Annotated in this window: 22 protein-coding genes; 10 read left to right on the top strand and 12 right to left on the bottom strand. The window is 52.7% G+C overall.

Translation table 11 applies throughout. From position 1 onward, the window contains the following. Positions 1 to 605 precede the first annotated feature (605 nt). The 9 genes from rpmH to ICA20_RS24570 all read left to right on the top strand — a co-directional run bounded on the left by rpmH (position 606) and on the right by ICA20_RS24570 (position 8267). A complete protein-coding gene (gene rpmH, locus ICA20_RS24610) occupies positions 606 to 746 on the top strand; it encodes a 50S ribosomal protein L34 (protein ID WP_003023858.1) in 141 nt (46 codons plus the stop codon). 17 nt (positions 747 to 763) lie between these two features. Beyond that, positions 764 to 1123: a ribonuclease P protein component gene (gene rnpA / locus ICA20_RS24605; protein ID WP_003844432.1), complete on the top strand. Its 360-nt coding sequence runs from the start codon at positions 764 to 766 to the stop codon at positions 1121 to 1123. Continuing rightward, the gene (gene yidD, locus ICA20_RS24600; protein ID WP_003023846.1) at positions 1087 to 1344 is read left to right on the top strand and encodes a membrane protein insertion efficiency factor YidD; all 258 of its coding nucleotides are present in this window, start codon (positions 1087 to 1089) and stop codon (positions 1342 to 1344) included. Before rnpA ends, yidD begins: the two co-directional genes overlap by 37 nt. Before the next feature lie 2 nt (positions 1345 to 1346). Next, a complete protein-coding gene (gene yidC / locus ICA20_RS24595; RefSeq protein WP_006687746.1) occupies positions 1347 to 2993 on the top strand; it encodes a membrane protein insertase YidC in 1647 nt (548 codons plus the stop codon). Positions 2994 to 3098: 105 nt separating this feature from the next. Beyond that, positions 3099 to 4463 carry a tRNA uridine-5-carboxymethylaminomethyl(34) synthesis GTPase MnmE gene (mnmE, locus tag ICA20_RS24590; protein WP_038635734.1) on the top strand — a complete coding sequence of 455 codons (1365 nt, stop codon included), beginning with the start codon at positions 3099 to 3101 and terminating at the stop codon, positions 4461 to 4463. A gap of 181 nt (positions 4464 to 4644) precedes the next feature. Continuing rightward, a complete protein-coding gene (locus ICA20_RS24585; protein ID WP_038635738.1) occupies positions 4645 to 5826 on the top strand; it encodes an MFS transporter in 1182 nt (393 codons plus the stop codon). Next, positions 5795 to 6754: an HTH-type transcriptional regulator YidZ gene (yidZ, locus tag ICA20_RS24580; RefSeq protein ID WP_038635741.1), complete on the top strand. Its 960-nt coding sequence runs from the start codon at positions 5795 to 5797 to the stop codon at positions 6752 to 6754. The genes ICA20_RS24585 and yidZ overlap by 32 nt, the downstream gene beginning before the upstream one ends. Before the next feature lie 166 nt (positions 6755 to 6920). Then, the gene (locus ICA20_RS24575; protein ID WP_038635743.1) at positions 6921 to 7670 is read left to right on the top strand and encodes a 4'-phosphopantetheinyl transferase superfamily protein; all 750 of its coding nucleotides are present in this window, start codon (positions 6921 to 6923) and stop codon (positions 7668 to 7670) included. A 30-nt stretch (positions 7671 to 7700) separates the two neighbouring features. After that, positions 7701 to 8267 carry an NADPH-dependent FMN reductase gene (locus ICA20_RS24570; protein WP_038635746.1) on the top strand — a complete coding sequence of 189 codons (567 nt, stop codon included), beginning with the start codon at positions 7701 to 7703 and terminating at the stop codon, positions 8265 to 8267. Positions 8268 to 8323: 56 nt separating this feature from the next. Here ICA20_RS24570 and adeP read toward each other — a convergent pair whose 3' ends face one another. Further along, positions 8324 to 9661, bottom strand: a complete 1338-nt coding sequence (gene adeP, locus ICA20_RS24565; RefSeq protein ID WP_038635749.1) for an adenine permease AdeP — start codon at positions 9659 to 9661, stop codon at positions 8324 to 8326. A 167-nt stretch (positions 9662 to 9828) separates the two neighbouring features. On the opposite strand from adeP, the gene yieH reads away from it, so the two are divergent. Next, positions 9829 to 10494 carry a 6-phosphogluconate phosphatase gene (gene yieH / locus ICA20_RS24560; protein WP_038635752.1) on the top strand — a complete coding sequence of 222 codons (666 nt, stop codon included), beginning with the start codon at positions 9829 to 9831 and terminating at the stop codon, positions 10492 to 10494. A gap of 52 nt (positions 10495 to 10546) precedes the next feature. On the opposite strand, the gene phoU is transcribed toward yieH, so the two are convergent. The 11 genes from phoU to atpA all read right to left on the bottom strand — a co-directional run bounded on the left by phoU (position 10547) and on the right by atpA (position 23858). Further along, entirely contained in the window at positions 10547 to 11272 is a 726-nt protein-coding gene (phoU, locus tag ICA20_RS24555) for a phosphate signaling complex protein PhoU (RefSeq protein ID WP_038635754.1), read from the bottom strand. Between the two features lie 14 nt (positions 11273 to 11286). Continuing rightward, on the bottom strand, positions 11287 to 12060 hold the full coding sequence (gene pstB, locus ICA20_RS24550) for a phosphate ABC transporter ATP-binding protein PstB (RefSeq protein WP_003023821.1): 774 nt from the start codon (positions 12058 to 12060) through the stop codon (positions 11287 to 11289). A gap of 46 nt (positions 12061 to 12106) precedes the next feature. After that, on the bottom strand, positions 12107 to 12997 hold the full coding sequence (gene pstA, locus ICA20_RS24545; RefSeq protein ID WP_003827037.1) for a phosphate ABC transporter permease PstA: 891 nt from the start codon (positions 12995 to 12997) through the stop codon (positions 12107 to 12109). Continuing rightward, positions 12997 to 13956: a phosphate ABC transporter permease PstC gene (gene pstC, locus ICA20_RS24540; RefSeq protein ID WP_038635761.1), complete on the bottom strand. Its 960-nt coding sequence runs from the start codon at positions 13954 to 13956 to the stop codon at positions 12997 to 12999. Before pstC ends, pstA begins: the two co-directional genes overlap by 1 nt. A 144-nt stretch (positions 13957 to 14100) precedes the next feature. Further along, positions 14101 to 15141, bottom strand: coding sequence for a phosphate ABC transporter substrate-binding protein PstS (pstS, locus tag ICA20_RS24535; RefSeq protein WP_038635764.1), 1041 nt, complete (start codon positions 15139 to 15141; stop codon positions 14101 to 14103). Positions 15142 to 15475: 334 nt separating this feature from the next. Then, entirely contained in the window at positions 15476 to 17305 is a 1830-nt protein-coding gene (gene glmS / locus ICA20_RS24530; protein ID WP_038635767.1) for a glutamine--fructose-6-phosphate transaminase (isomerizing), read from the bottom strand. Between the two features lie 225 nt (positions 17306 to 17530). After that, a complete protein-coding gene (glmU, locus tag ICA20_RS24525) occupies positions 17531 to 18901 on the bottom strand; it encodes a bifunctional UDP-N-acetylglucosamine diphosphorylase/glucosamine-1-phosphate N-acetyltransferase GlmU (RefSeq protein ID WP_038635769.1) in 1371 nt (456 codons plus the stop codon). A gap of 652 nt (positions 18902 to 19553) precedes the next feature. Further along, complete coding sequence (locus ICA20_RS24520) at positions 19554 to 19973, bottom strand: F0F1 ATP synthase subunit epsilon (protein ID WP_003023809.1); 420 nt, start codon at positions 19971 to 19973, stop codon at positions 19554 to 19556. A gap of 20 nt (positions 19974 to 19993) precedes the next feature. Further along, on the bottom strand, positions 19994 to 21376 hold the full coding sequence (gene atpD / locus ICA20_RS24515) for a F0F1 ATP synthase subunit beta (protein WP_006687764.1): 1383 nt from the start codon (positions 21374 to 21376) through the stop codon (positions 19994 to 19996). A gap of 26 nt (positions 21377 to 21402) precedes the next feature. Next, entirely contained in the window at positions 21403 to 22266 is an 864-nt protein-coding gene (gene atpG / locus ICA20_RS24510) for a F0F1 ATP synthase subunit gamma (RefSeq protein WP_006687765.1), read from the bottom strand. A gap of 50 nt (positions 22267 to 22316) precedes the next feature. Beyond that, positions 22317 to 23858 (bottom strand): F0F1 ATP synthase subunit alpha, encoded by a 1542-nt coding sequence (gene atpA, locus ICA20_RS24505; protein WP_003023802.1) that lies wholly within the window; start codon positions 23856 to 23858, stop codon positions 22317 to 22319. Positions 23859 to 23867: the final 9 nt, after the last annotated feature.

Below are 23867 nucleotides of genomic sequence, written 5' to 3'. Positions count from 1 at the left end.
GGCGGACTCCACTCGAACAAAAGTCGATAAATGACAAAGGCTGAAACATTCATGATTGTTGACGCACATCGACAAGACCCTATGCAAAGGGTGACGTGCGAATTGCTATCTGCAATTTTACCCGATCAGGATCCATTGAAACGATCGGGACCGCGGATCATAGCGTAAACTGAGAAAGAGATCTTCTGTTTCTCACAGATTCTTCCCGATTTATCCACAGGATGATCCAGAATCGGCTAAGTGTAAACGATCCTGGAGAAGTGCTGCAGGTTTTAGCGCGCATATTGAAAAAATTAATGAGTAAAGATGCTTTACTGCTTAAACGATCTAATAAAGATCCCGGGCGATCCTTGCGCTTTATCCACCAGCCCGTATAATTCTTACCCCCAGCGAGTAACGGTCGCCTTACGGCGTCAACGCTGCCTGTTTTTCACACAAAACCTTGTGGAAAAAAGCGGGAAATAAGGAAAGAGAATTGACTCCGGAGTGTACAATTATTACAATCCGGCCTCTTTAATCACCCACACTGTGGCGTAAGTCGTTCGAAACTCGTTCGGGTATACGCAAAAGTCAGTGAATTTATTCAAGTTTAGGTAGAAATCGCCATGAAACGCACTTTTCAACCGTCTGTACTGAAGCGCAACCGTTCTCACGGCTTCCGTGCTCGTATGGCTAATAAAAATGGTCGTCAGGTTCTGGCACGTCGTCGTGCTAAAGGCCGTTCTCGTCTGACCGTTTCTAAGTAATAAAAGCTAGCCCCTGAGTGGTTAAGCTCGCATTTCCCAGGGAGTTACGTTTGTTAACTCCCACTCATTTCACATTCGTCTTCCAGCAGCCACAACGGGCTGGCACGCCGCAAATCACCATCCTCGGCCGCCTGAATTCGCTGGGGCATCCCCGTATCGGTCTTACCGTCGCCAAGAAAAATGTTAAACGTGCGCATGAACGCAATCGGATTAAACGTCTGACGCGTGAAAGCTTCCGTTTACGTCAGCACGAACTTCCCGCAATGGATTTCGTGGTGGTGGCGAAAAAAGGGGTTGCTGACCTCGATAACCGTGCTCTCTCGGAAGCGTTGGAAAAATTATGGCGTCGCCATTGTCGCCTGGCTCGCGGGTCCTGATAGCCCTCATTCGGGTCTATCAACGCCTGATCAGTCCGCTGCTTGGGCCGCATTGCCGTTTCACTCCAACCTGTTCGAGCTACGGAATTGAGGCATTGCGCAGGTTTGGAGTGATAAAAGGCAGTTGGTTGACGGTGAAACGCGTATTAAAATGCCACCCTTTACACCCTGGTGGTGACGATCCCGTCCCGCCCGGACCATTTGATACCAGAGAACACTAACGATGGATTCGCAACGCAATCTTTTAGTCATCGCTTTGCTGTTCGTGTCTTTCATGATCTGGCAAGCCTGGGAGCAGGATAAAAACCCGCAACCTCAGGCCCAACAGACCACGCAGACAACGACCACCGCAGCGGGTAGCGCCGCAGACCAGGGCGTACCGGCCAGTGGCCAGGGGAAACTGATTACGGTTAAAACTGACGTGCTTGATCTGACCATCAACACCCGTGGTGGTGATGTGGAACAGGCTTCGCTGCCAGCTTACCCGAAAGAACTTGGTTCTACCGAACCGTTCCAGTTACTGGAAACCACGCCACAGTTCATCTACCAGGCACAGAGTGGCCTGACAGGTCGTGACGGCCCGGATAACCCGGCTAACGGCCCACGTCCGCTGTACAACGTCGAAAAAGACGCATTTGTACTGGCAGACGGTCAGAACGAACTGCAGATCCCGATGACCTATACTGACGCAGCGGGTAACACGTTCACTAAAACATTTGTCCTCAAGCGTGGTGAATATGCTGTCAACGTTAACTACAGCGTGCAGAACGCCGGCGAGAAACCGCTGGAAATCTCCACCTTTGGTCAGCTGAAACAATCCATCAATCTGCCATCTCATCGCGACACCGGTAGCAGCAACTTTGCGCTGCACACCTTCCGTGGCGCGGCGTACTCCACGCCGGATGAGAAGTATGAGAAATACAAATTTGACACCATTGCTGAAAACGAAAACCTGAACGTCAACGCTAAAGACGGTTGGGTCGCAATGCTGCAACAGTATTTCGCAACGGCATGGGTTCCGCGTAACGACGGCACCAACAACTTCTACACCGCTAACCTGGGTAACGGCATTGCCGCTATCGGCTATAAATCTCAGCCGGTACTGGTACAGCCAGGCCAGACTGGCGCGATGACCAGCACCCTGTGGGTCGGCCCGGAAATTCAGGACAAAATGGCGGCCGTTGCACCGCACCTGGATCTGACCGTGGATTACGGCTGGTTGTGGTTCATCTCTCAGCCGCTGTTTAAACTGCTGAAGTGGATCCATAGCTTCCTGGGTAACTGGGGCTTCTCCATCATCGTTATCACCTTTATCGTTCGTGGCATCATGTACCCGCTGACCAAAGCGCAGTACACCTCCATGGCGAAGATGCGTATGCTGCAGCCGAAGATTCAGGCTATGCGTGAGCGTCTGGGCGATGACAAACAGCGTCAGAGCCAGGAAATGATGGCCCTGTACAAAGCTGAGAAGGTTAACCCGCTGGGCGGCTGCTTCCCGCTGATCATCCAGATGCCAATCTTCCTGGCGTTGTACTACATGCTGATGGGCTCCATTGAACTGCGTCATGCGCCGTTCGCGCTGTGGATCCATGACCTGTCTGCACAGGACCCGTACTACATTCTGCCGATCCTGATGGGCGTGACGATGTTCTTCATCCAGAAGATGTCTCCGACCACCGTGACCGACCCGATGCAGCAGAAGATCATGACCTTTATGCCGGTCATCTTCACCGTGTTCTTCCTGTGGTTCCCGTCAGGTCTGGTGCTGTACTATATCGTCAGCAACCTGGTAACCATTATTCAGCAGCAGCTGATTTACCGTGGTCTGGAGAAGCGTGGGCTGCATAGCCGCGAGAAGAAAAACTCCTGATTCGGTGTAGGCCGGATTAGGCGAAACCGCCATCCGGCAAACGGAACATAATGTAAAGGGCGGTCATTAGACCGCCTTTTTTATTGCATCACAAAGAGACATATCATGAGCCATAACGACACCATCGTCGCTCAGGCCACCCCTCCGGGACGTGGTGGCGTGGGTATCCTGCGTATCTCCGGCCTGAAAGCGCGCGAGGTCGCAGAAACCGTGCTGGGCAAACTGCCAAAACCGCGTTATGCCGATTATCTGCCGTTTAAAGACGCGGATGGCAGCGCGCTGGATCAAGGCATTGCCCTGTGGTTTCCCGGCCCAAACTCCTTTACCGGTGAAGACGTTTTAGAGCTGCAGGGTCACGGCGGTCCGGTGATTCTTGATCTGCTGCTCAAACGTATTTTGACCATTCCCGGGCTGCGCATTGCCAGACCCGGTGAATTCTCCGAGCGCGCATTTCTCAATGATAAGCTCGATTTAGCCCAGGCCGAGGCGATTGCCGACCTGATCGATGCCAGCTCGGAGCAAGCGGCTCGCTCGGCGCTAAACTCGTTGCAGGGCGCCTTTTCCGCACGGGTAAATCATCTTGTGGAAGCGCTCACTCACCTGCGCATCTACGTGGAAGCGGCGATTGATTTCCCGGATGAAGAAATCGACTTCCTGTCTGACGGCAAGATTGAAGCGCAGCTCAATAGCGTTATCAGCGATCTTGATGCCGTACGTGCCGAAGCGCGTCAGGGCAGCCTGCTGCGCGAAGGGATGAAGGTGGTGATTGCTGGTCGCCCGAACGCCGGGAAATCAAGCCTGCTGAACGCGCTGGCAGGCCGCGAAGCCGCCATTGTCACCGACATCGCCGGCACCACCCGCGACGTACTGCGTGAGCATATTCATATTGACGGTATGCCGCTGCACATTATCGACACCGCCGGTCTGCGCGATGCCAGCGATGAAGTGGAACGCATTGGGATCGAACGCGCATGGCAAGAAATCGAACAGGCCGATCGCGTACTGTTTATGGTTGATGGTACCACCACCGACGCCGTGGACCCGGCTGACATCTGGCCCGACTTTATTGCCCGTCTGCCTGCCAAACTACCTATTACCGTGGTGCGTAACAAAGCGGATATTACCGGTGAAACACTGGGTCTTAGCGAAGTAAATGGCCACTCACTGGTTCGTCTCTCCGCACGTACCGGTGAAGGCGTTGACGTGCTGCGCAACCATCTCAAGCAGAGCATGGGCTTTGAAACCAATATGGAAGGCGGCTTCCTGGCGCGTCGTCGTCACCTACAGGCGCTGGCAGAAGCGGCGGAGCATCTCGAGCAGGGCAAAGCCCAACTGCTCGGAGTATGGGCCGGAGAATTGCTGGCAGAGGAGCTACGTCTGGCTCAGCAAAACCTCAGTGAGATTACCGGTGAATTTACCTCCGACGATCTGCTGGGACGGATTTTCTCCAGCTTCTGTATTGGTAAGTAACGTGTGTTGCCCGGTGGCGCGATGCCTACCGGGCCTACAGGCCCCGTCGTCTGGAGAAGGTGTTTACACTCCCGTCCTGCAACAATAATTTCCCATGAGGAAAATACTGTTGTCCAAATGGCAACTCGTGCAGTTGACTCTCTGCCCGTATCCTTAGCGCCACATTCCTTATGAGGTCGCTATGACACGCTTTCTAATCTGTAGTTTTGCCCTGGTTCTACTTTATCCCGCCGGTATTGATATGTATCTGGTGGGACTGCCTCGCATTGCGGCCGATCTACAGGCCAGCGAGGCGCAACTGCATATCGCGTTTTCGGTTTATCTGGCGGGAATGGCGACGGCGATGCTTTTCGCCGGAAAAGTCGCCGACCAGTCAGGACGTAAACCGGTCGCCATAGTCGGCGCCCTCATCTTTATTTTCGCCTCTGCGCTGTGTTCATTTGCCGAGAGCGGTACACCGTTCCTGGTCGGCCGCTTTATTCAGGGCGTAGGCGCAGGCTGCTGCTATGTGGTGGCCTTCGCTATTCTGCGCGATACGCTCGACGATCGCCGCCGGGCAAAAGTGCTGTCGCTGTTGAACGGAATCACCTGTATCGTACCGGTGCTGGCTCCGGTGATGGGGCATCTGATTATGCTCAAATACCCGTGGCAAAGCCTGTTCTACACGATGATCGGTATGGGTGTGGTCGTATGCCTGCTGTCGGTATTTATCCTGCGAGAATCACGCCCAGCGACCCTCACGGCGTCTATACCAAAGAACCACACCAACGAGTCTTTGGTGAACCGTTTTTTCTTAAGCCGCCTGGCCATTACCACCCTCAGCGTGTCGGTGATTCTGACCTTCGTGAATACCTCTCCGGTGTTGCTAATGGAAGTGATGGGCTTCGACCGTGGTGAGTATGCCACGACGATGGCCATGACCGCAGGTATCAGTATGGCGGTCTCTTTCTCGACGCCGTTCGCCCTCAGCGTTTTCAAGCCTCGCGTTCTGATGCTGACCTCTCAGGTACTGTTTCTGTCTGCAGGCGTGGTGTTAACTCTCGCCAGCTCGCATACGGTGACGCTGTTTGGGCTGACCTTAATCTGCGCCGGGTTCTCGGTTGGTTTTGGTGTCGCCATGAGTCAGGCGCTGGGGCCGTTCTCGCTGCGGGCAGGGGTTGCCAGCTCGGCGTTAGGTATTGCGCAGGTTTGTGGCTCGTCGTTATGGATTTGGCTGGCAGCGGTCCTCGGCCTTGATGCGCTGAATATGCTGATCGGGATTCTGATTGGCTGTAGCATAGTGAGTATCATGCTGATTATCACTGTTGCCCCCAACCGGTCCGCGCCAACTCATGAAGAAATCCCTCAGCAGTCTCGATCTTAATTTGTTGCTGTGCCTGCAGTTATTGATGCAGGAACGCAGCGTTACCAAGACCGCCAAACGGATGAACGTCACACCGTCGGCGGTCAGTAAGTCGCTGTCGAAACTGCGGACCTGGTTTGACGACCCGTTGTTTGTAAACACCCCGCTGGGACTTACGCCGACGCCGTTAATGGTCAGCATGGAGCAGAATCTGGCAGAGTGGATGCAGATGAGCAATCAATTGCTGGATAAGCCGCACCATGAGGCTCCGCGCGGGTTGAAGTTTGATCTGGTGGCCGAAACGCCGCTGGTAATGATCATGTTCAACGCCCTCTCCCGGCAGATCTATCAGCGTTATCCCCAGGCGACAATCAAAATACGCAACTGGGACTATGATTCGCTGGATGCGATTATTCGCGGCGAGGTGGATATCGGCTTCACCGGTCGCGAAAGCCATCCGCGTTCGCGAGAACTGCTGAGCCTACTGCCGTTGTCGATCGACCATGAAGTGCTGTTTTCCGATCTCCCTTGCGTCTGGCTACGTGAAGATCATCCGGCATTGCAGGAAGAGTGGAGTTTGGACACATTTCTGCGCTATCCCCACATCAGTATTAGCTGGGAGCAAAGCGATACCTGGGCGCTGGACGATGTGCTTCAGGAGATGGGGCGCACACGCAATATCGCGTTATGCCTGCCAGGTTTTGAGCAGTCGCTGTTTATGGCCGCCCAGCCGGATCATGCGCTGATAGCCACCGCGCCGGTCTATTGTCAGCGTTATAACCAACTCCACCAGCTTCCGCTAGTGGCGCGTCCTATGCCATTTGATGCTGCACAGTTAGAGAAAATGCGCGTACCGTTCACCCTCCTTTGGCATAAACGTAACAGCCATAATCCGAAGATCGTCTGGCTGAAAGACACGATCAAGGCGTTGTATCGCGATATGTCCTGACGATCCGCCGCCATAGTGTTGCTTAAATGACCATTCTGGCAACAGAAATGTAAATGTCGCGTAATGTATTCCATTTCCGTTTATTTTTTAGCCCGTAAAACCTGCCTGAACGCCGTGTAAATGTTACTCTGGTAATAATAACGGACCATTAATCACGGAGCGAAAAATGGCGACACATTTTGCCAGAGGGATTCTTACGGAGGGACACCTGGTTTCAGTTCGTCTCCCTACTCCATGTCACATTGAAGCAAGAAATCTACCCGCTCACCGCCGAACGCGTTTCCTGGCCTCCCGAAGCCTTCTCGCAGAACTGATGTTCATGCTTTACGGCACCAGCACGTTGCCTGAGATTGTTACTGAGGCGAAAGGTAAGCCCGTTTTTCGCGATAAAAACCTGCCGGGATTTTCGATTTCTTATGCTGGAAATATCGTTGGCGTTGCGCTGACAACAGAAGGTGTTTGCGGCCTGGATATGGAGCTTCAGCGAGCGACACGGGGTTTTCACAATCCGAATTCAACACAAACCTGGCGCTTCTCCAGTAACGAAAAGCTGTGGATCAATAACCAAAACGACCCAAACGAAGCGCGTGCGCAACTCATTACGTTGCGCCAGAGCGTTCTCAAACTCACCGGCGATGTGTGTAATGACGATCCGCGCGAACTCCAGCTCTTACCCGGCGCGGGACGTCTGAAATGTGCCCATGTTGCGCAGGTGGAAGCCATTTGCGATGCGGAAGATGTGCTGGTGTGGTCGGTTGCGGTTACGCCAACCATTGAAAAACTCAAGGTTTGGGAGTTTGATGGTAAACAGGACTGGAAAAGTTTGCCTGATATCCAGACTCGCGCCAATGAGCCAACGGGTCGTCTGATCCGGTTCTCTCAATTATGCGCAGCGAAAAGCCATACGCTTAACTGATTTAACCTTCATGATGAAACAGGAGTCACCATGTCTGAAACATTGAATGTTGTTACGTTACTGGGAAGTCTGCGCAAAGGTTCGTTTAACGGCATGGTTGCCCGCACGCTGCCTAAAATTGCGCCCGCAGGAATGGAAGTGAGCGCGTTACCGTCGATTGGTGATATCCCGCTGTACGATGCCGACCTCCAGCAGGATGAAGGCTTCCCGGCCAGCGTAGAAGCGCTGGCAGAGCAAATAAGGAAAGCTGATGGTGTTGTTATTGTGACACCGGAATATAACTATTCTGTTCCTGGCGGACTGAAAAACGCCATCGACTGGCTGTCCCGCCTGCCCGATCAGCCATTATCTGGCAAGCCGGTGCTGATTCAGACCAGCTCAATGGGCGCTATTGGCGGCGCGCGCTGTCAGTACCATCTTCGTCAGATCCTGGTGTTCCTCGACGCCATGGTGATGAACAAGCCGGAATTTATGGGCGGGGTCATTCAGAACAAGGTGGACCCGCAGACGGGTGAAGTAATCGACCAAAGCACGCTGGACCATCTGACCGGTCAACTGACCGCATTTGGCGACTACATTCAGCGCGTGAAAGCGTAAACGAAAAAGCCCGGCGATTTGCCGGGCTTGTCTTTCTAAAACCAAATAAACAGCGATCAGTGCGCGTCGATAAACACAATCTTCAGTACAAACAGCAGCGCGACAACGATGACGCACGGGCTGAGATCGCGCAAACGTCCGGTCCCGATTTTCATCACGCAGTAGGAAATAAAGCCCAGCGCGATACCTTCGGTAATCGAGAAGCTAAACGGCATCATCACGGCGGTAATAAACGCCGGAACCGCTTCTGTCAGGTCATCCCACTTCACGCGCGACAGGCTTGATGTCATCAGCACACCGACGTAAATCAGCGCACCGGCCGCGGCATAGCCCGGCACCATTCCCGCCAGCGGCGACAGGAAGATAACCAGCAGGAACAGCAGGCCAACGACCACGGCTGTCAGACCAGTACGTCCGCCGACAGAAACCCCGGAAGAAGATTCAATATACGCGGTAACGGAAGAAGTACCGATAAACGCGCCGGTAACAGATGACACGCTATCTACATACAACGCCTGCTTCATACGCGGGAACTTGCCCTTCGTATCCGCCAGACCGGCTTTATCCGTAACGCCAATCAGCGTACCGGAGGAGTCGAACAGGTTGACCAGCATGAATGAGAAAATCACCCCCGCCAGGCCAATATTAAACGAACCGGCCAGATCGACATGGCCAATAACGGACATCACGCTCGGTGGCGCAGAGACGATACCGTTGTAATGCACATCGCCCAGCATCCAGCCCAGTAACGTGGTCACAATGATGGAGATCAGCACCGCCGCATGAATGTTGCGTGACGCCAGAATCGCGATGATAAAGAAGCCCAGAATACCGAGCAGCACGCTGTGAGACGTCAGGTTGCCGATGGACACCAGCGTGTCTTTGTTCGCCACGATAACACCAGCGTTTTTCAGCCCCATCATGCCGATGAACAGACCAATACCGCTGGTGATCCCCACGCGCAGGCTAACCGGGATATTTGCAATCATCCAATAACGTACGCGGAAAATTGTCAGCAGCAGCAAACCTACCGCGCCCCAGAAGATAGCGCCCATACCAATCTGCCAGGAGAGGCCCATCGCGCCGACGACCACGAAAGCAAAGAATGCGTTCAGGCCCATAGCAGGCGCAAGTGCGACCGGCAGGTTGGCAAACAGGCCCATCAGGATGCTACCAAAAGCAGCAATAAGACAGGTGGTAACAAAGACGGCGCTGGTATCCATGCCAGCTACGCCAAGAATTTGCGGGTTAACAAAAACGATATACACCATCGTCAGGAAGGTCGTTAAACCGGCGATCACTTCGGTCCGTGCCGTCGTGCCATGTTCGCGCAGTTTGAACACGCGTTCCAGCATCCCCTGGCCAGAAGCCTGGGTTGTGTGTTGTTGACTCATTATCAATTTCCGAACAAGGAGGGAAAATTCGTCGCTATCCTATACCAAAATGCGACAATAGGGTTGGGTTATGAGCAACTTTTTTCATTGATTTTGCTTATACGGCAACGATTGCGTGGCCCAATAATGCATTTCGAAAACGTTAAACTTGTTAAAATGGAAATGACATGTCCCAGATAGAAGCCGTATTTTTTGACTGTGACGGTACCCTTGTCGACAGTGAAGTGATTTGTTCTCGCGCGTATGTCAGCATGTTCCAGGCGTTCGGCATTACGCTCGATCTTGAAGAAATTTTTAAACGCTTCAAAGGGGTAAAGCTGTACGAGATCATCGACATTATCAACGAAGAGCACGGTGTCGAACTGGCAAGAGCTGATTTAGAACCGGTTTACCGCGCTGAGGTCGCACGTCTGTTCGATACGGAACTGGAGGTGATCGCTGGCGCTAATGCGCTACTGGATAGTATGACAGTGCCCATGTGCGTAGTCTCTAACGGTCCGGTCAGTAAAATGCAGCATTCGCTGGGTAAGCTGGGCATGTTGCACCATTTTCCTGATTTATTGTTCAGCGGTTACGATATCCAACGCTGGAAGCCCGATCCGGACCTGATGTTCCATGCGGCAACAGCGATGGACGTCAACGTTGAGAACTGCATTCTGGTCGATGATTCCAGTGCTGGCGCGCAGGCGGGGATTGCGGCGGGAATGGAAGTATTCTATTTCTGCGCCGATCCGCACAACAAACCGATCGATCATCCAAAAGTGACGACTTTTACCGATTTGGCCCAGTTGCCGGAATTGTGGAAAGCGCGCGGATGGAATATTACGCGTTAACTGAAATGCCGGATGGCGCTGACGCTCATCCGGCCTGTTTTCTACGTTTTTATTACTCTTTCGGATCTTTCCCCGCCAGCAGCTTATCCAGCTCATCACCACCTACATGACGGAAATCTTGTCCCTTCACGAAGTAGAAAATGTATTCGCAGATATTCTGGCAACGGTCACCGATACGCTCGATGGAACGGGCGCAAAACAGCGCGGTAAGCACGCTTGGGATAGTACGCGGGTCTTCCATCATATAGGTCATCAGCTGACGCACGATGCCTTCATATTCCTGGTCAACTTTCTTATCTTCACGATAAATACGTACCGCTTCGTCCAGATCCATACGCGCAAACGCATCCAGCACGTCATGCAGCATCTGCACAGTGTGGCGGCCCAGTGATTCCAGGCTGACCAGCAGCGGCTGATGCTGATGCGAGAATTTCTCCAGCGCGGTGCGACAAATTTTGTCCGCCACGTCGCCAATACGCTCCAGCTCAGCGATGGTTTTGATAATCGCCATCACCAGGCGCAGGTCGCTGGCGGTCGGCTGACGTTTGGCAATAATACGCACGCAGGCTTCGTCGATCGCCACTTCCATCATGTTGACGTTCTTATCGCCTTCAATGACGCGCTTCGCCAGCTCGCTGTCCTGGTTATGCATGGCGGTAATCGCATCAGAAAGCTGCTGCTCCACCATGCCGCCCATGGTCATCACCTGGGTACGGATGCTTTCCAGTTCGGCGTTGAACTGGCCGGAAATATGTTTATTTAGGTTAAGGTTATCCACAACAAGCTCCTGAATCAGCCGTAACGACCGGTGATGTAGTCTTCAGTTTGTTTCTTCGCGGGCTTGGTGAACAGATCGTCCGTGTTGCTGAACTCAATCAACTCGCCCAGGTACATAAATGCCGTGTGATCGGAACAACGTGCCGCCTGCTGCATGTTGTGGGTCACGATAACAACGGTGTAATCCTCTTTCAGCTCGGTGATCAGCTCTTCGATACGCCCGGTAGAGATCGGGTCGAGCGCTGAACATGGCTCATCCAGCAGAAGCACTTCCGGGCGAATGGCGATGCCACGCGCAATGCACAGACGCTGCTGCTGACCACCAGAGAGAGAGTACCCACTCTGGTGTAATTTATCTTTGGTTTCGTTCCACAATGCGGCCTTAGTCAATGCCCACTGCACACGCTCGTCCATATCCGCACGAGAGAGTTTCTCAAACAGACGTACGCCAAACGCGATGTTGTCGTAGATGGACATCGGGAACGGCGTCGGCTTCTGGAATACCATCCCCACTTTGGCACGCAGCAGCGCGATATCCTGGGTATTGGTGAGAATATTGTCGCCATCCAGCAGGATTTCACCTTCCGCACGCTGTTCCGGGTACAGCTCAAACATTTTGTTGAACGTACGAAGCAGCGTCGATTTACCACAGCCTGACGGCCCGATAAACGCCGTAACCTGGTTTTTAGCAATATCCAGGTTGATGTTCTTCAGGGCATGGAATTTGCCATAGTAGAAGTTCAAATCACGAACCTGAATCTTACCCGGGGCAGTATCAACCATACTCATTTCAATCTATTCCTCATCCGGCGCCGCATCAGCCACGCCGTAAAAATTAACCGTGTTTCTTCTTCGCGAAAATAACGCGCGCCAGAATGTTCAGCAGCAGTACGCACAGGGTAATAATCAGTACCCCAGCCCAGGCCAGTTGCTGCCACTCAGCAAACGGGCTCATCGCAAACTTAAAGATAGTGACCGGCAGGTTGGCGATAGGCTGCATCATGTCGGTGCTCCAGAACTGATTCGAGAGCGATGTAAACAGCAGCGGAGCCGTTTCACCGGCAATACGCGCAATAGCCAGCAGGACACCTGTAATAATGCCCGAGACAGATGCCTTCAGGGTGATCGCAGAAATCATCTTCCACTTCGGCGTACCCAGCGCATAGGCAGCTTCACGCAGGCTGTCCGGCACCAGTTTGAGCATGTTCTCTGTAGTACGAATAACAATGGGCACCTGCAGCAGCGCCAGCGCGATAACGCCCGCCCAGCCGGAGAAGTGCTCCATTTTTGCTACCACAATGGTGTAAACGAACAGACCGACCACGATTGATGGCGCAGAAAGCAGGATGTCATTGATAAAGCGGATGACCTCAGCCAACCAGGACTTACGTCCGTACTCAGCCAGGTAGATGCCCGCCATAATACCCAGCGGGGTACCAAACACGGTCGCCCACAGGATCAACAGTCCGCTACCGGCCAGAGCATTCGCCAGACCACCACCAGCCGTATTCGGCGGCGGCGTCATTTCGGTGAATAGCGCCAGCGACATACCGTCGATACCACGGGTAATCGTGGACATCAGGATCCAGATAAGCCAGAACAGACCGAACGCCATGGTCGCCATAGAGAGCGTCAGGGCGATACGGTTCTTCAGGCGGCGGCGCGCCTGCATTTTACGGCGGGATTCCGCAAGCGCAGTGGTGTTTTGCATTTCAAGCGTAGCCATTAGCGTGCCCCCTCGTTCTTCGCAAGGCGCATGATCATGAACTTAGACGCAGCCAGTACGATGAAGGTGATCACAAACAGAATCAGGCCCAACTCCATCAACGCGGCAACGTGCAGACCTGATTCCGCTTCGGCAAATTCATTCGCCAACGCAGAGGTAATACTGTTGCCCGGCATATACAGCGATGCACTGTCGAGCTGATAGGTGTTACCGATGATAAAGGTCACCGCCATGGTCTCGCCAAGTGCGCGACCCAGACCCAACATCACGCCGCCGATCACGCCATTTTTGGTGAACGGGAGGACGATGCGCCAGATAACTTCCCAGGTGGTACAACCGATGCCGTAGGCTGACTCTTTCATCAGCACCGGCGTTTGTTCGAACACATCGCGCATAACCGCCGCAATGTAAGGAATAATCATAATGGCGAGGATCACGCCCGCAGCCAGAATCCCAATACCAAACGCCGGACCAGCAAACAACGCGCCAACAAACGGAATGTTGGAAAGGATGTTACCGACCGGTTCCTGGAAATAAGTCGCAAACAACGGAGCAAAGATAAACAGGCCCCACATGCCGTACACGATACTTGGAATTGCCGCCAGCAGCTCAATAGCGATACCCAGCGGGCGACGCAGCCAGCCGGGCGCAAGTTCAGTCAGGAACAAAGCAATGCCGAAACTCACCGGAACGGCAATCAGCAGTGCGATAAGCGAGGTGACCAGCGTACCGTAAATCGGGACTAATGCACCGTAGATATCGTTTGGCGCATCCCATTCTTTAGTCCACAGGAAGGAAAAACCAAATTTCTGAATGCTTGGCCAGGAGGAGATAACCAGAGAGACAATGATGCCACCCAACATCAATAGCACAATCAGCGCAGCCAGTTTTACCAGCGCGCTGAATATCATGTCACCCTTTTTACCCGGTGGGTTAAAAGCAGGCTTTGTTGCAGCCATAAATCACTCTTTAAGTTAAACGCGTTTACTAAGTTGCCCATGCCGGATGGCGCTACGCTTATCCGGCCTACACTCAGGGCCTACGGTAGAAACCGTAGGGCGGATAAGCGTAGCGCCATCCGCCAATTCGTCAAAGATATTCTATTAGTACAGCGCTTTACCGCTGCTGTCTTTCACGTTGGTTTTCCATGCAGCACGAACCTGCTCAACCACGCTGTCCGGCAGGCTGGCATAATCCAGGTCATTAGCCTGTTTGCCGCCATTTTTGTACGCCCAGTCGAAGAACTTCAGCACTTCAGCGCCCTGCTCAGGTTTCTTCTGCTCTTTATGCACCAGGATGAAGGTGGTGGAAGTGATTGGCCACGCATCGTCACCTTTCTGGTTGGTTAGATCCTGAGCGAAGGTTTTGCTCCAGTCAGCGCCTTTCGCGGCGTTAGCAAAGTTCTCTTCGGTCGGGCTTACCGGTTTGCCATCAGCAGAGACCAGCCTGGTGTACGCCAGATTGTTCTGTTTAGCGTAAGCGTACTCAACGTAGCCGATTGAACCAGGCAGACGTTGGACGAATGCGGCGATACCGTCGTTACCTTTACCGCCCAGACCGGTCGGCCAGTTAACGGTAGAACCGGAACCAATTTTAGATTTCCACTCTTCGTTCACTTTTGCCAGGTAGCTGGTGAAGACGAAGGAAGTACCGGAACCGTCAGCACGACGCACAACGGCGATGTTCTGCGAAGGCAGTTTCAGACCCGGATTCAGTTTGGTGATGGCTTCATCATCCCACTTCTTAATTTTACCCAGGTAGATGTCGCCCAGCGTTTTACCGTCAAGCACCAGCTCGCCGGATTTCAGGCCAGGGATATTCACCGCCAGCACCACACCGCCGATCACGGTCGGGAACTGGAACAAGCCTTCTTGATTGAGTTTTTCGTCAGACAGCGGCGCATCTGAGGCACCGAAATCAACGGTATTCGCAGTGATTTGTTTTACACCACCGGAGGAGCCGATACCCTGGTAGTTTACTTTGCTACCAGTCTCTTTCTGATAGGTATCTGCCCATTTGGCATACACTGGCGCAGGAAAAGTTGCACCTGCACCTGTCAGGCTCGCTGCGGCAAAGGCAGAGAACGCGCTCATGGATAAGGTCGCGGCGACAACAGTTGCGACAGTGGTACGCATAACTTTCATAATGTCTCCTGCACGGTTTTCGTAAATTGTTGTTTGAGTTGCTACTGTGAGCAAAATAGGACAAACAGGTGACAGTTAAATGTACGAAATATGACAGTTTTATGACAATGAAAAATAATGCGCCAGGAACAATTAAAAACAAAATAAAAACAAAAGGTTAACCGATTATGTGACAATCATATTTCGGCAAAATTTTCTTTTTATGACACTGAAAACAGTAGCTGAAGATGACGGTTTGTCACATAAAACAGGCGGGATAATTGATTAAAAACAGAACAAGCTTAAAAAAATGCCCCGCTTTAAGCAGGGCATTTTCAGTTCAGCGTGGTTCGGCTTATTCCACGGTAACCGACTTCGCCAGGTTACGCGGCTGGTCCACGTCGGTACCTTTAATCAGCGCCACGTGATACGCCAGCAGCTGCAGCGGAACGGTGTAGAAGATCGGTGCAATCACCTCTTCCACATGCGGCATCTCGATGATGTGCATGTTTTCGCTACTGGTAAAGCCAGCATCCTGATCGGCAAAGACGTACAGCTGACCGCCGCGGGCACGCACTTCTTCAATGTTGGATTTCAGTTTTTCCAGCAGTTCGTTGTTCGGTGCGACCACGATAACCGGCATATCGGCATCGATCAGCGCCAGCGGACCGTGCTTCAGTTCGCCTGCGGCATAAGCTTCAGCGTGAATATAAGAGATCTCTTTCAGCTTCAGCGCGCCTTCCAGCGCAATCGGATACTGATCGCCACGGCCCAGGAATAGCGCATGGTGCTTATCAGAGAAACCTTCCGCCAGAGCGGCAATGCGTTTGTCCTGGGAGAGCATCTGCTCAATACGGCTCGGCAGCGCCTGCAGACCATGAACGATCTCTTGCTCAATAGACGCATCCAGACCTTTCAGACGAGACAGCTTAGCCACCAGCATCAGCAGAACGGTCAACTGAGTGGTAAAGGCTTTCGTCGAGGCCACACCGATTTCGGTACCGGCATTGGTCATCATCGCCAGGTCGGATTCACGCACCAGAGAGGACCCCGGTACGTTACAGATAGCCAGCGAGCCCAGATAGCCCAGCTCTTTAGACAAACGCAGACCCGCCAGGGTATCCGCCGTTTCACCAGACTGGGAAAGGGTGATCATCAGGCTGTTACGACGCACGGCAGATTTGCGATAGCGGAATTCAGAAGCAATTTCGACATCACAAGGAATACCGGCCAGCGACTCAAACCAGTAGCGGGACACCATACCGGAGTTGTATGACGTGCCACAGGCGATAATCTGGATATGCTCAACCTGAGACAGCAGCTCATTAGCACGCGAACCCAGCTCGCTTAAATCCACTTCACCGTGGCTAATGCGCCCGGTCAGTGTATTTTTAATCGCATTCGGTTGTTCGTAGATCTCTTTCTGCATGTAGTGGCGATAAATACCTTTTTCGCCCGCGTCATATTGCAGATTCGATTCGATATCCTGACGTTTCACTTCCGCGCCAGACTTGTCGAAAATAGAGACCGAACGACGGGTCACTTCCGCGATGTCACCCTCTTCCAGGAAGATAAAGCGACGGGTTACCGGCAGCAGCGCCAGCTGATCGGAAGCAATAAAGTTTTCACCCATACCCAGACCAATCACCAGCGGGCTACCAGAACGAGCCGCCAGCAGCGTTTCCGGGCTACGGGTATCCATGATCACCGTCCCGTAGGCACCGCGCAGTTGCGGAATAGTACGCAGTACGGCTTCACGCAGCGTACCACCCTGTTCCAGCTCCCAGTGCACCAGGTGAGCAATCACTTCGGTATCGGTTTCAGAAACAAAGGTGTAACCACGCGTTTTCAGCAGTTCACGCAGCGGTTCATGGTTTTCAATGATGCCGTTATGCACCACGACAATGTGTTCAGAAACATGGGGATGCGCGTTCGCTTCTGAAGGTTCTCCGTGGGTCGCCCAACGGGTATGAGCGATACCGGTACCGCCATGCAGCGGATGTTCTTCCGCTGCAGCAGTCAGCATCTGCACTTTACCCAGACGACGCAGGCGAGTCATATTGCCTTCAGCATCGACAACGGCCAGACCAGCAGAGTCATAACCACGATATTCCAGACGACGTAAACCTTCGAGAAGGATTTCAGCTACATCACGCTGCGCGATAGCGCCAACAATTCCACACATATTTTTTGATTCCGAATTTAGGCATTGTGCCTGTCGTTGTCGCTGACCTGTATTTGCCCTTTCCGGGCGCCCCGAGCCTTGTAGAGAGTGGGGTTATTTTTATGGTACTGCCTGTTGAGCGGAGGATTATGTTATCCCCTCGTCTCTGGTCTGCCTGATGGCGCTCACGCTTATCAGGCCTACAGAACGTCACCGCACGCAGGCCGCCATCCGGCAAAAACTGAATTACTTTTTCTTCACCGGGCGCTGCCAGCCTTGTTTATGGACCTGAGGCACACGGCTTAATACCAGTTCGTTATCGGCAACATCGCGAGTTACGGTCGTCCCCGCCGCGATGGTGGCGCCTTTACCCACGGTGACAGGTGCCACCAGCTGAGTATCGGAACCGACAAACACATCATCGCCAATAATGGTTTTAAATTTATTCGCGCCATCGTAGTTGCAGGTGATCGTACCGGCGCCGATGTTTACGTTATCGCCAATTTCCGCATCGCCCAGATAGGTCAGGTGACCCGCTTTAGAGCCTTTACCCAGACGCGCTTTTTTCATTTCGACGAAGTTACCCACGTGTGCGCCTTCCTGCAGCTCTGCACCCGGGCGCAGACGCGCGAAAGGACCGATGGTGCATGCTGCTTCCAGATGCGCATCTTCCACCACGCTGTACGGACTTAGCTCACAACCATCACCAATCACGCTGTTTTTGATGATGCAGCCAGCGCCAATCTTGACGCGATCCCCAACGGTTACGTTACCTTCAATGATAACGTTAGTATCAATTTCGACATCGCGCCCGTGAATAAGCGTACCGCGAAGATCAAAACGTGCCGGATCGCGCAGCATCACGCCCGCCAGCAGCAGTTTTTCTGCCTGCTCGGACTGATAAACACGCTCCAGACGAGAGAGCTGAAGACGGTTGTTCACCCCTTCCGTTTCACTGATTCGTGCCGGATGTACCGCAGCAATTTCGCGCCCTTCCTGATATGCCATCGCAATGATATCGGTGATGTAGTATTCACCCTGCACGTTGTTGTTGGTCAGTTTGGACAGCCAGCGCTTCAGGTCTGCGCCATTGGCAATCAGGATGCCGGTGTTGATTTCCTGGATTTGACGCTGCTCGTCAGTGGCATCCTTATGTTCAACAATGCCTGTGACTTTACCGTTATCACGCGTAATTCGCCCATAACCCGATGGGTCGTCCAGGTTTACCGTTAACAAGCCGATTCCACCCTGCGGTTTAGCATCACGCAGGCGACGTAGTGTTTCGGTGGAGATCAGCGGCACATCGCCATAGAGCATTAAAATGTCTTCGTCATCACTAAAGAATGGTGCTGCCTGTTGCATTGCATGACCGGTACCCAACTGCTCGGCCTGCAGTACCCAGTTCAGGTTGCCATCTTTCAGCGTCTGCTTAAGCAAATCACCACCGTGTCCGTAGACCAGATGTACGTGAGTCGCGCCTAATTCATTAGCGGCATCAATGACATGCTGCACCATCGGTTTTCCTGCGAGGGTATGCAGCACTTTAGGGAGATCGGAATACATACGCGTGCCTTTGCCTGCGGCAAGGATCACGACGCTCATAGCATTATTCAACATACACGTCCTGACTGTAATTTGAGAACGAATTTATACCGTTTCACATTGAAAATACTACATTTTTTTCATCGTGAAATGGACCGAAGATAAAACGTTCAATCGGGGAAATTCCCCATCTGATAACTGTCTATTTTCGTCTATATCTACGTGTTTTGTCTCCCCAAAACCAGCTGTCTGCTCTTATTAAAGCCTTAGGTGGATGTTTTTGCTATTTTTTTGCCGCATAAATAAAGAATGACATTAGCGAAGGTATGATTTTAGGCATGCAATTCAGTGGGAAGCAGAAAAGGTAAACACGACAATACAATGTGAAAGAAAAGAGCAGGAGGGGGGGAATTTAACAAATGGCGCTAGCTGATAAACTGCATTACGCATCGCGCCACAGAACAGGCAGGGAAGACTAAAAACTCATATTGCTGAACAGGGCGATGATTTTGTTGATCAATTTCATGTTGGTATCTCTTTTTTATCTGAGTTTATTATGTGATATACATCACAAAAAAGAGTCTACGCCTCAATTTTTGACCAATCAATATTTTTTTGATCTAAATCACGAAATAATAAAACTGCTTTTTATTTCCATTTTTCCTGAAACAAAGCGAAAAAAAAGCCAGCCTGGAAACCAGACTGGCCTTGTGTTTTCAAGCCGGTGTTACATCGCTTTTTTGGTCAACTCGATAACGCGTAGTTTCGCGATCGCTTTGGCCAGTTCCGCAGATGCCTGAGCGTAATCCACGTCACCATGAGAGCTCTTGATATGCTCTTCAGCCTTACGCTTCGCTTCCAGGGCTCTCGCTTCATCGAGATCCTGTCCGCGAATCGCGGTGTCAGCCAGTACGGTCACGCTGCCAGGCTGCACTTCGAGAATGCCGCCGGACAGGTAGATAAACTCTTCATGACCGAACTGTTTAACGATGCGGATCATACCAGGCTTAATGGCGGTGAGCAGCGGAGCGTGACCCGGGAAAATACCCAGTTCACCTTCACTACCCGTTACCTGGATTTTTTCGACCAGACCAGAGAACATTTGTTGCTCTGCGCTGACGACGTCCAGGTGGTAAGTCATTGCCATATCACCCTCCGATTAAGGCGTTAAAGTTTTTTGGCTTTTTCCACAGCTTCTTCGATGGAACCAACCATGTAGAACGCCTGCTCTGGCAGGTGGTCGTATTCGCCTTCCATGATGCCTTTAAAGCCACGGATGGTGTCTTTCAGGGAAACGTATTTACCTGGAGAACCGGTGAATACTTCCGCAACGAAGAACGGCTGGGACAGGAAGCGCTGGATCTTACGCGCACGTGCTACCACCAGTTTATCTTCTTCAGACAATTCATCCATACCCAGGATGGCGATGATGTCTTTCAGTTCCTGATAACGCTGCAGCAGGGACTGTACGCCACGCGCGGTGTCGTAGTGTTCCTGACCAACAACCAGCGGATCCAGCTGACGGCTGGTGGAATCCAGCGGGTCAACGGCCGGGTAGATACCCAGGGATGCGATCTGACGGCTCAGTACCACGGTTGCATCCAGGTGAGCAAAGGTGGTTGCTGGGGATGGGTCAGTCAAGTCATCCGCAGGTACGTATACCGCCTGAACGGAGGTGATAGAACCGGTTTTGGTAGAGGTGATACGTTCCTGCAGAACACCCATCTCTTCCGCCAGGGTCGGCTGGTAGCCTACCGCTGATGGCATACGACCCAGCAGTGCAGATACTTCAGTACCGGCCAGGGTGTAACGGTAGATGTTATCAACGAACAGCAGAACGTCACGACCTTCGTCACGGAACTTCTCAGCCATGGTCAGACCGGTCAGAGCAACGCGCAGACGGTTTCCCGGCGGCTCGTTCATCTGGCCATATACCAGGGATACTTTGTCCAGAACGTTGGAGTCGGTCATTTCGTGATAGAAGTCGTTACCCTCACGAGTACGTTCACCAACGCCCGCAAACACTGAGTAACCGGAGTGTTCGATCGCGATGTTACGGATCAGCTCCATCATGTTTACGGTTTTACCTACACCCGCACCACCGAACAGACCAACTTTACCGCCCTTCGCGAACGGACACATCAGGTCGATAACTTTGATGCCGGTTTCCAGCAGTTCCTGAGAACTGGACAGTTCTTCATAGGTAGGCGCTGCGCGGTGGATAGCCCAACGCTCTTCTTCACCGATATCGCCTTTCATGTCGATCGGGTGACCCAGGACGTTCATGATACGACCCAGGGTTGCTTTACCTACCGGGACTTCGATCGGGTGCTCAAGGTCTTTAACTTCCAGACCACGACGCAGACCGTCGGAAGAACCCATGGCGATGGTACGTACGATACCGCCGCCGAGCTGCTGCTGAACTTCCAGCACCAGGCTCTCTTTACCATTCATAACCTCAAGAGCATCGTACACGCGCGGTACGGCATCCTGAGGGAATTCGACGTCAACCACGGCGCCGATTACCTGGACAATTTTTCCAGTAGCCATCTTGAATCCTCTACGAATTAACCTGGTTATACCGCGGATGCACCACCGACGATCTCGGTGAGTTCCTGAGTAATGCTGGCCTGACGAGCTTTGTTGTATACCAACTGCAGCTCTTTAATCAGGCTGCCGCCATTGTCGGTCGCGGCTTTCATCGCCACCATACGTGCGGCCTGCTCGCTGGCCAGGTTTTCTACCACGCCCTGATAAACCTGAGACTCGACATAACGACGCAGCAGGGTATCCAGCAGCGCTTTCGGGTCTGGCTCATACAGGTAATCCCAGGATTTACGCTTCAATTCATCATCATCTGATGCCGGCAGAGGCAGCAGTTGGGTGATGGTTGGCGTCTGAGACATGGTGTTAATAAATTTGTTGCTGACAACGTACAATTTGTCCAGACGACCTTCGTCGTAGGCCTGCAGCATCACTTTAACCGGACCGATCAGTTCGGACAGGGAAGGGTTATCCCCCATACCGGTTACCTGAGCAATCACATTACCGCCAACGGAGTTAAAGAAAGACACGCCCTTAGAGCCGATCATTGCGATATCGCACTGAACGCCTTTATCGGACCATGTTTTCATATCCGCCAGCAGCTTTTTGAACAGGTTAATGTTCAAGCCACCGCACAGACCACGGTCGGTCGACACCACCAGGTAGCCCACGCGTTTAACGTCGCGTTCTTCCAGGTAAGGGTGCTTATATTCCAGATTACCATTCGCAAGGTGACCAATCACTTTGCGCATGGTCTCTGCATAAGGACGGCTGGCCGCCATGCGATCCTGCGATTTACGCATTTTGGAAGCGGCGACCATCTCCATCGCTTTAGTGATCTTCTGCGTGTTCTGGACGCTTGCGATCTTACTACGTATCTCTTTTGCGCCGGCCATGAGCTTCTCCTCAATGCCTTGCGGTCCGTCCTAAGACAGACCGCCAGACGTTACCAGGACTGGGTTGCCTTGAAGGAATCGAGGATAGCTTTCAGCTTGCCTTCGATTTCATCGTTATAGCCACCGGACTGGTTGATCTCTTGCATCAGCGGAGCGTGGTCACGGTCGACGTAAGCCAGCAGAGCGGCTTCGAAGCTACCGATTTTCGCCAGTTCCACATCTTCGAGGTAACCGCGTTCAGCCGCAAACAGCACCACACCCTGCTGTGCAACAGACATTGGCGCATACTGTTTCTGCTTCAGCAGTTCAGTTACTTTCTGACCGTGGCTCAGCTGCTTACGCGTAGCTTCATCCAGGTCGGAAGCGAACTGAGAAAACGCGGCCAGTTCACGATACTGCGCCAGCGCGGTACGAATACCACCGGACAGTTTCTTGATGATCTTGGTCTGCGCTGCGCCACCTACACGAGATACGGAGATACCCGGGTTAACTGCCGGACGAATACCGGAGTTGAACAGGTTGGTTTCCAGGAAGATCTGACCATCGGTAATAGAAATTACGTTGGTCGGAACGAACGCAGAAACGTCACCCGCCTGGGTTTCGATAATCGGCAGAGCGGTCAGGGAGCCGGTTTTACCTTTAACTTCACCATTGGTGAACTTCTCTACGTATTCCGCGTTTACGCGGGATGCGCGTTCCAGCAGACGGGAGTGGAGGTAAAATACGTCGCCCGGGAATGCTTCACGTCCTGGCGGACGACGGAGCAGCAGGGAAACCTGACGGTAAGCAACAGCCTGTTTAGACAGGTCATCGTAAACGATCAGTGCATCTTCACCGCGGTCACGGAAGTATTCGCCCATTGCGCAACCGGCATATGGCGCCAGGTATTGCAGTGCAGCAGATTCAGATGCGGTCGCCACCACAACGATGGTGTTGGACAGTGCGCCGTGTTCTTCCAGTTTACGAACCACGTTAGAAATGGTGGACGCTTTCTGGCCGATAGCCACGTACACACATTTGATGCCGGAATCACGCTGGTTGATGATGGCATCGATAGCCATCGCGGTTTTACCGGTCTGACGGTCACCGATGATCAGCTCACGCTGGCCACGTCCGATTGGGATCATGGCATCAACAGATTTATAACCGGTCTGCACTGGCTGGTCGACGGACTGACGTTCGATTACGCCCGGTGCGATAACTTCGATTGGCGAGAAGCCATCGTTATCAACCGGACCTTTACCGTCAATCGGGGAACCCAGAGTGTTCACCACACGACCCAGCAGGCCACGGCCAACCGGAACTTCCAGAATACGACCCGTACACTTAACCTTCATGCCTTCGGCGAGGTCAGCGTATGGCCCCATCACAACAGCACCTACGGAGTCGCGCTCCAGGTTCAGTGCGATAGCGTAACGGTTACCCGGCAGGGAAATCATCTCACCCTGCATACAATCGGCCAGGCCGTGAATGCGGATAACACCGTCACTTACAGAAACAATAGTACCTTCGTTGTGAGCTTCGCTCACAACATTGAACTGAGCAATGCGCTGCTTGATCAGTTCGCTGATTTCGGTGGAATTCAGTTGCATGCTCCAGTC

The sequence above is a fragment of the Citrobacter sp. C5_2 genome (assembly GCF_014596845.2).
Taxonomy (GTDB): domain Bacteria; phylum Pseudomonadota; class Gammaproteobacteria; order Enterobacterales; family Enterobacteriaceae; genus Citrobacter; species Citrobacter werkmanii.
This window is presented reverse-complemented; position numbering and strand designations above follow the sequence as displayed.

What these genes read in the sequence shown, in the direction of transcription:
- pstS (WP_038635764.1), bottom strand. Translation starts at nt 15,141, where the DNA reads ATGAAAGTTATGCGTACCACTGTCGCAACTGTTGTCGCCGCGACCTTA.
- atpA (WP_003023802.1), bottom strand. Translation starts at nt 23,858, where the DNA reads ATGCAACTGAATTCCACCGAAATCAGCGAACTGATCAAGCAGCGCATT.
- yidZ (WP_038635741.1), top strand. Translation starts at nt 5,795, where the DNA reads ATGAAGAAATCCCTCAGCAGTCTCGATCTTAATTTGTTGCTGTGCCTG.
- glmS (WP_038635767.1), bottom strand. Translation starts at nt 17,305, where the DNA reads ATGTGTGGAATTGTTGGCGCTATCGCGCAGCGTGATGTAGCTGAAATC.
- glmU (WP_038635769.1), bottom strand. Translation starts at nt 18,901, where the DNA reads ATGTTGAATAATGCTATGAGCGTCGTGATCCTTGCCGCAGGCAAAGGC.
- ICA20_RS24575 (WP_038635743.1), top strand. Translation starts at nt 6,921, where the DNA reads ATGGCGACACATTTTGCCAGAGGGATTCTTACGGAGGGACACCTGGTT.
- yidD (WP_003023846.1), top strand. Translation starts at nt 1,087, where the DNA reads ATGGCGTCGCCATTGTCGCCTGGCTCGCGGGTCCTGATAGCCCTCATT.
- mnmE (WP_038635734.1), top strand. Translation starts at nt 3,099, where the DNA reads ATGAGCCATAACGACACCATCGTCGCTCAGGCCACCCCTCCGGGACGT.
- atpG (WP_006687765.1), bottom strand. Translation starts at nt 22,266, where the DNA reads ATGGCCGGCGCAAAAGAGATACGTAGTAAGATCGCAAGCGTCCAGAAC.
- yieH (WP_038635752.1), top strand. Translation starts at nt 9,829, where the DNA reads ATGTCCCAGATAGAAGCCGTATTTTTTGACTGTGACGGTACCCTTGTC.
- ICA20_RS24570 (WP_038635746.1), top strand. Translation starts at nt 7,701, where the DNA reads ATGTCTGAAACATTGAATGTTGTTACGTTACTGGGAAGTCTGCGCAAA.
- ICA20_RS24585 (WP_038635738.1), top strand. Translation starts at nt 4,645, where the DNA reads ATGACACGCTTTCTAATCTGTAGTTTTGCCCTGGTTCTACTTTATCCC.
- pstA (WP_003827037.1), bottom strand. Translation starts at nt 12,997, where the DNA reads ATGGCTACGCTTGAAATGCAAAACACCACTGCGCTTGCGGAATCCCGC.
- ICA20_RS24520 (WP_003023809.1), bottom strand. Translation starts at nt 19,973, where the DNA reads ATGGCAATGACTTACCACCTGGACGTCGTCAGCGCAGAGCAACAAATG.
- pstC (WP_038635761.1), bottom strand. Translation starts at nt 13,956, where the DNA reads ATGGCTGCAACAAAGCCTGCTTTTAACCCACCGGGTAAAAAGGGTGAC.
- rpmH (WP_003023858.1), top strand. Translation starts at nt 606, where the DNA reads ATGAAACGCACTTTTCAACCGTCTGTACTGAAGCGCAACCGTTCTCAC.
- yidC (WP_006687746.1), top strand. Translation starts at nt 1,347, where the DNA reads ATGGATTCGCAACGCAATCTTTTAGTCATCGCTTTGCTGTTCGTGTCT.
- atpD (WP_006687764.1), bottom strand. Translation starts at nt 21,376, where the DNA reads ATGGCTACTGGAAAAATTGTCCAGGTAATCGGCGCCGTGGTTGACGTC.
- adeP (WP_038635749.1), bottom strand. Translation starts at nt 9,661, where the DNA reads ATGAGTCAACAACACACAACCCAGGCTTCTGGCCAGGGGATGCTGGAA.
- pstB (WP_003023821.1), bottom strand. Translation starts at nt 12,060, where the DNA reads ATGAGTATGGTTGATACTGCCCCGGGTAAGATTCAGGTTCGTGATTTG.